The organism is candidate division KSB1 bacterium (assembly GCA_022566355.1).
Taxonomy (GTDB): domain Bacteria; phylum Zhuqueibacterota; class JdFR-76; order JdFR-76; family DREG01; genus JADFJB01.
In genome coordinates this window covers 1-6,993 of record JADFJB010000170.1, presented here as the reverse complement: position 1 = coordinate 6,993, position 6,993 = coordinate 1, and the positions used below count along the sequence as shown (strand labels likewise).

The 6,993-nt window shown below is 38.4% G+C and carries 6 protein-coding genes; all 6 read left to right on the top strand.

Features of this window, described 5'->3' with window-relative positions:
• The first annotated feature begins 83 nt into the window (after positions 1-83).
• Complete coding sequence (locus IIC38_19260; protein MCH8128065.1) at positions 84-755, top strand: hypothetical protein; 672 nt, start codon at positions 84-86, stop codon at positions 753-755.
• A gap of 62 nt (positions 756-817) precedes the next feature.
• Positions 818-2,047 (top strand): 6-bladed beta-propeller, encoded by a 1,230-nt coding sequence (locus tag IIC38_19255; GenBank protein MCH8128064.1) that lies wholly within the window; start codon positions 818-820, stop codon positions 2,045-2,047.
• Between the two features lie 42 nt (positions 2,048-2,089).
• Positions 2,090-2,455, top strand: coding sequence for a hypothetical protein (locus IIC38_19250; protein ID MCH8128063.1), 366 nt, complete (start codon positions 2,090-2,092; stop codon positions 2,453-2,455).
• A 72-nt stretch (positions 2,456-2,527) separates the two neighbouring features.
• Positions 2,528-3,388, top strand: coding sequence for a 6-bladed beta-propeller (locus IIC38_19245; GenBank protein MCH8128062.1), 861 nt, complete (start codon positions 2,528-2,530; stop codon positions 3,386-3,388).
• 97 nt (positions 3,389-3,485) lie between these two features.
• On the top strand, positions 3,486-3,695 hold the full coding sequence (locus IIC38_19240; protein ID MCH8128061.1) for a hypothetical protein: 210 nt from the start codon (positions 3,486-3,488) through the stop codon (positions 3,693-3,695).
• Between the two features lie 45 nt (positions 3,696-3,740).
• The gene (locus IIC38_19235) at positions 3,741-6,758 is read left to right on the top strand and encodes an efflux RND transporter permease subunit (protein MCH8128060.1); all 3,018 of its coding nucleotides are present in this window, start codon (positions 3,741-3,743) and stop codon (positions 6,756-6,758) included.
• Positions 6,759-6,993: the final 235 nt, after the last annotated feature.

Below are 6,993 nucleotides of genomic sequence, written 5' to 3'. Positions count from 1 at the left end.
TACAACTGGATGAAAATGATAATTTATTCGTGCTGGATTACGAATTACGAAGATTGACGCAATTTGATCGAAATGGCGTCTTCTTGAAAACCCTTCCCATTAAAATAATGAAAGCATGTGAATTCCAAATTCATAAAGGATTAGCATATATTGTAGGATTCCGTCTATATGGAACTCGCCCAATCCATAAAATTGATTTTAAAACAGAGCAATTAGTTGGGATGTTTGGTAATCGGACTGCAGACAGTTTGCTAATAGCTAAGATAGGAAATGGACCAGATATAGTACTTGATAAGGAAGGTGTTATTTATTATGCAGATTATTTTCCATACAGAATCTCAGTATTATCTTCTGAAGGTAAGCCTATAAATAGCTTTTCAAGAAAAGCATCCTTTATCAGACCACCTTATGAAGTTCCAAGCCCAACCAGACCCAATTCTTTCTTAATGCAAAGTGGAGGAGGGATTCGTGATATAAGTCTCTATGCTACAGTGTTTCCAATGGTCTTAGTAAATAGAAGACCTATTAGTTACGAGAAGGGTGTAAAAACCGGCCAATATATTGATATATTCGATTCTTCCGGAAATTGGATATTAACGATCCCAATTGAAAAATACTTTAACAATCATAATACACGCCAAATTCTATCAGATAAAAATGGAAATATTTATTTAACCTCGGATGATCCGTTTCCTCATGTTGAAAAATTTTCTATCGATTTGAGAGACGAAAATGGCAATGTGATTATGCAATAAGTTTTCTCAGAATATTTTATATTTATAAACGCAAAGACATAAAATAAAGAGGAAGTTTATTTATGAAGCTTACCATAACCACAATTTTTTATTATATTCTCTTACTTTCTTTGAGCTTGATCTTGGTATTGGGTTCTGTTGCCTGTTCATCAAACGAAACCCAACAAGCACAAAATACAGTACGAGACAGTTTGGGCATAAAAATAATCGAAAACCGAGAGCCACTTTGGCATAAGGAGAAAAATTGGTATATACCTGTAGAACCAATTCTCTCATTAGTCGATGATGCTTTTTTCCGTATAATTGGAGCAGTGCGATTTGAGGACGGTCGGGTTGTGGTAGCGAATTCGGGTTCAGGAGAATTGCGGTTTTACGATCAAAAAGGTAATTTTAAAAAAGTTATCGGCAGACCCGGTAAAGGGCCGGGTGAGTTTTCCCGTTTATCATCAATTCACAAGTTCTCAAATGATTCTCTAATTGCATTTGACGCCAGCCTTTACCGCGTAACAATATTCGACAACCATGGAATTTTTGTGGAAGATTTTAATTTGGAAAGAGATATAAAACATTCTTTTAGTGATGTAAAGGTCTTTTCTGATGGTACATTATTTATATCTACTATCTGGAGTTCAAGATTGGAAAGAGGAGATAAATCTAATGGAATAAAACGCCACCCGGCACCGTACTACCGTTATTCACCCCTTGGTATGTTGATTGATACTGTAGCTATTTTACCTGGAAAGGAAATTTTTATGTCTGTCGAGAAAGAAATATTTTCTTTTTCATTTAACTTGCCATACAGCCATTCTCCAGTAAGTGCAGTTTACCAAAATAAAGCATATATAGGTACCAGTGACAGATTTGACATTCATGTTTACACACCAACAGGTAAACTGAATCGGATTATCCAATTGGTAGGTGTTGTAGATTTACATTTATCCAAAGAAGAGATAGAGGCTGATAAAAATGTTACAATTGGCTATTTTGATGATCCAGATATTAAAAAAAGGCAGGCTAAATTACTTTCTAATATGCCGGATTCAAAAAGTAAACCGGCTTACTCTAGCATGATCATTGATAATGCCGGCAATTTATGGATCGGGGAACACTTGCCTAACCGTAAAAATTCCATAGTTTGGTGGGTTTTTAATCAAGATGGTCAATACCTGTTTGAAATCAAAATACATAATAATATTCTAGTATATGAAATTGGAAATGATTATATCCTTGGAAAAAAATTGGATAAAGATGGTTTTGAGAGTATTTGGGTTTATGGATTAATCAAACCATAACGAAATAGTAAAAGATATTCGAATGGACTTCAGAGTAAAATTATGTTGAAAATATTTCTTCTCAGCATTTTACAATTATATATGTTTTATGGCTCTGACCCGGTTTTCGGACAAAATATTCCCAAGTATGTTTCTCCAGAATTTGAACAAACTTTTGCTGCCGCAGAATCCTTTGATGACCTGTTCCAACTTTCAGCCTCCATTCCCCTATCAGACAGCATTCCAATTGGCAACCGGTATTCTTTAGATGTTAGTTCACAAGGAAGGTTTCTGATCAATGATCATAGAGACGTTTTATTATTTAATTCGGATGGAGAATTGCTGCGAAAATTGGATGCAAGCCAAATTCATCCTGGGGTACGTTGGCAACCAACAAGAGCCAGGTTTACGGATAATGGCCAGATATGAGGGAGGATGGCAGTATTCCAAATCCGGTTATTCATAAGTATCAATTGAGAATTAAGTAAAGACTGAAAAGTTATGGAGGAAAAAGTAAAAAGTATACTCTGTTTAATTTCCGCTATGATATTATTTTCTTGCAGTAACAATGCCTCTGATGAAATTCAAATATACCAAGAGAATGGTGTCACTATAGTCCACAATCCAGCCACACCCATTGACAAAGAAATACGCAAATTAAATTTCATCGAAGAGCTTAGCATAGGAAGTGAAAGTACCGATGAGAATTACTTATTCTACCGGGCATGGTTTATTGATGTTGACAGTAAAGGAAATTGTTATGTTCTTGATCGAGGCAATCACCGTATCCAGAAGTTTGATTTAAGTGGAAATTATACCCTCACCATCGGCAGGAAAGGTCAAGGACCAGGAGAATTTGAATCTCCGAATAGGATTCTCATAAACTCCAAAGATCAAATAATTGTCAATGATGGTACAAACAGGAGGATAACGGTTTTCAATTCAGAGGGAGTAAGGTTATTTGATTATAAAACTGACGATCTTTTTCCCAGGTTCCCTGGATTACAGGACTTTTTACTCACAAAAGAAGATAATATTCTATTTTCAATTTCTGAAATCGATTTTGAAAGCAAAATTGAAACCAGAACCTTCAAAACAATGGATACAAAGGGTAATATTAATGAAGAATTGTTTTCAATCGAATACCCGGTTTTTGCTATTGCTGATGGAGCACGAGGAATTGATGATCTCGTCAGAGTTCATGTGGATATCGATGCAAAAAACAATATTTTTACTTGCTATCAAAATCGTTATTCTATAGTACAATTTGGAGAAAAGGGCAATCGGTTGCGAAATATTTTACGCGAATTTAATCCAACACATTTAACAGCTGAAGAGAAGGAAAAAGCGCAACCGACCTAGCTTTATATTAAACAGCACATCATATACAAAACCAATACCTGAATATTATGATGATATTCAAGGTTTAGCAATTCGTGAGGATGGAAATATTTGGGTTTTGACGTCAAAAAAACTTCAGGATGATTTTCTGCTAGATGTATTAGATGCTGAAGGTCGTTTTATTTATCAAATGATCACAAATATAAGAACTCCTTTTCAGGGAAGAGGTAGAATTTTTGAATCCGGATCTCGGTGGAAAAAGGACAAGGTGTATACTATAGAACCGAATGAAGAAGGTACAATAAGAAGTAAAACGGTATCGGGTTGAGGTTGAAAGAAATTATTAAAGTCATTAATTTAAATTTATTGAAATATGACTATCCTCCAAAAAATCATCAACCGGCCCATCGCAGTCAGTATGTTTATGCTGGTGATCGTGGTTACAGGCATCTATTCTGCTTTTAGGCTGCCATTAGAATTAACCCCCAAAGCGGAGCTGCCAAAATTAGCAGTTCATACGACCTGGCCAAACGCATCTCCGGAAGCTGTAGAAGCATTTATCACCTCGCCCATAGAAGCTGTGGTTGCCAGTCTGCCAGGTGTGCAAAATCTCACCTCCATTTCCCGGGAGGGTCGGTCGCAGGTTGACGTGGAGTTTACCCGAGATACACGCATCGATTTTGCAGCGCTTCGGCTATCCGAACAATTGGCCCTGGTTCGTGAGAATCTTCCACACAATGCCACGACGCCACAAATTCAAAAGTTTGTGCCGGAGGAATTCCGCCAGGAAGCGTTCTTGAGTTACCAATTCACCGGCCCCTACTCTTTATATGAAGTGCGGCAAATGGCGCTCGAAAAACTGCGCAATCCCCTGCTAGCCGTTCCTGGTGTTGCTGATGTCCTGGTTCATGGCGGGCAGGATCTTGAAATTCATATTTTACTTGACCGCCGCAAAATGGCAAATTTAAATATATTACCGAACCAGATCCACAGCGCCATGCGCGACATTAATCTTCGCAAACAGGGCGGCGTCTTGGATAAACAAAGTTTACAAACAGATTTAATAGTCCTCAACCCGATTTATACTATCGATGAACTACGGGCTCTTCCAATCCCTGTCAACAATACTATTGTTCGATTAGGTGAAATCGCTACAGTCGAACGCGCATACCAAAATGTCCAGCAATTGGTTCGCATCGATGGCAATCCTTCGGTTTCGTTAATCCTCCATCGGGAACCTGGCACCAACACGATTTCCGTAGCTAATGAGTCATTCAAAAAATTAAAAAGTCTTATAGAGAAACTACCACCGGGAATGCGGCTGTTGAAGATTTATGACGAAAGCGAACAAATTCGTAGCGACCTTCAATCTCTCACATCCAGGTCGGCTTTTTGCCTGGTTATTATTTTTGTTGTGTTGTTCCTTTTTCTGGGGAGTATCAGACTGCCGTTTCTTGTCATGTCAACTGTAGCATTTGCCATCCTCCTTACTTTAAACCTGTTTTATTTCTTTGGTTTAACACTGAATATTTTAACCCTGGCCGGATTAGCATTGGGATTCGGTATGCTGGTGGACAATGCTATCGTGGTCATCGATAATATTCATATTAACCGTGAAAAAGGATTGCCCGCCATTCAAGCAGCTGTGAATGGTACCAAAGAAGTTTTTCTACCTTTGTTGGCGAGCACGCTAACTACGGTGGTGGTTTTTTTACCTTTCCTATATCTTACCGGCGAATTGAGAGTATTCTATTTACCCTTTACTTTAGCCGTCTGCCTTGCGCTACTGTCCAGTCTATTGGTAGCACTTCTGTTCACGCCGGCGGTTGCGGCTCGAACAACCCTTCATGCAAAGTCTGGCGCTAAACATCTTGATCACTATTATCAAGTCGCGTTACAATGGTCAATAAGATGGCCATTACTTACGGTTCTTCTTACTGTTGGACTTTTTTTTTATGCCTATTATAACTTCGATAAAAATGTAACCAAAGGCAGGATTTGGAGCTTTGGCGGCGGCACTTACTTGGAATGCTCTGTACGAATGCCCAAAGGCGCTCAATTGCAGCGTGCCGATGATATTGCCCATGTGTTCGAAGATAAAGTGGTTGGATTAGAAGGCATTAAACGGGTGACAACAAATGTATTCCCGGAACGTGTGAAAATCCGGATAGACTTTTTAAAATCGCAACAAATGACCGCCTACCCCTTAATCTTAAAAGAACAGTTGATGGTTTTGGCCAGCCGGTTTGCAGGAATTGGCATTAGTGTATATGGCTTCGGACCGGGATTTTATTCGGGACTAGGTGGTTCTGCACCAAATTTTCGTATTCAAGTATTGGGATATAATTTTGCTGAAGTCCGTAAAATTGCTGAAGATTTGGGCAGTAAATTACAGCGAAATGCGAGGATTCGTGAAATCAATACATCTGGTTCCGGCAGATTTCGGGGTGTTGGCGATCAAACAGAGACCATCCTAAAAGTCAAGCATGCAGGTTTATCCAAATATGGTCTTACTGTCAGCGATGTCCTCAGCCAGGTATCGGCTTACTTGCGCGAAAATCAAAGTTGGCAGAAAATTCGGTTGGAAGGAAAGGAGCAGATTTACCGCATCAAATATGCAGACTTTAAAGATTTCGATCTGCAGGATTTATATTCCGTAACCATCCGATCCGGAGGAGGAGAAAGCGTCAGGTTAAACGAGATTGCATCCATCGTTGAAGTACAAGTTCAATCGGAAATTGTTCGGGAGAACCAGCAATACCAACGTTGGGTAACTTTTGAATACCGGGGGCCATACAAGTTTGGCAATCAATTGGTAGATGGGATTATTGAAAATACCGAATTACCGCCAGGTTATAAATTGGAACGGCCAAAATGGTTCCTGAGTGAAGAAGAAGAGAAGGAAATTTACACCATTTTTGTAATTTCTTTTCTCCTGGTATTTATGGTAGTTGCAGCGCTCTACGAAAGCCTGGTAAAACCTTTTATTATCATGCTAACCGTACCATTGGGTTTGATTGGAGTATTCTTGATCTTTTGGCTAACTGAGACTAATTTCGACCGCTCAGCATATATAGGCGTTATTTTGCTTAGCGGCATTGTCGTTAATAACGCAATATTGATGGTTGCCAAGATTTCAAATCTACACAAAAATGGAACTTCAATTCGAAAAGCTATTATTGAGGGGGCTTCGCAACGATTGCGCCCTATCTTAATGACTACAATGACAACCGTATTCGGTTTATTACCTTTGGTTATCTCAGGAGGTGAATCTCGATTGTGGGGAACTCTTGCTTTATCAACTATAGGGGGACTTACCACTTCTGCATTTTTTGTGCTGTTTGTTACACCAGCAATATATCGTTTGTTATCCGGAAAAAAGAATTATTAATCTTATACAAAATTAATCATAGACCGTATTTTCCCTATCCAATACTACATTTCTACCCAAATACTTTCGACTTTCCTTATAGTGTCTAAGGTTTTTGTACCTAACTTTCAGGGGTTACCCGATTTCACAATCTAAAAATGTGCTTATATTAATAATGAGTTCATTCTAAAAAGGTGGGATACCGATTCAATCGCTCTCATAAGTATTTGTTTTTATGTTTCAAAATTTTTTAGAA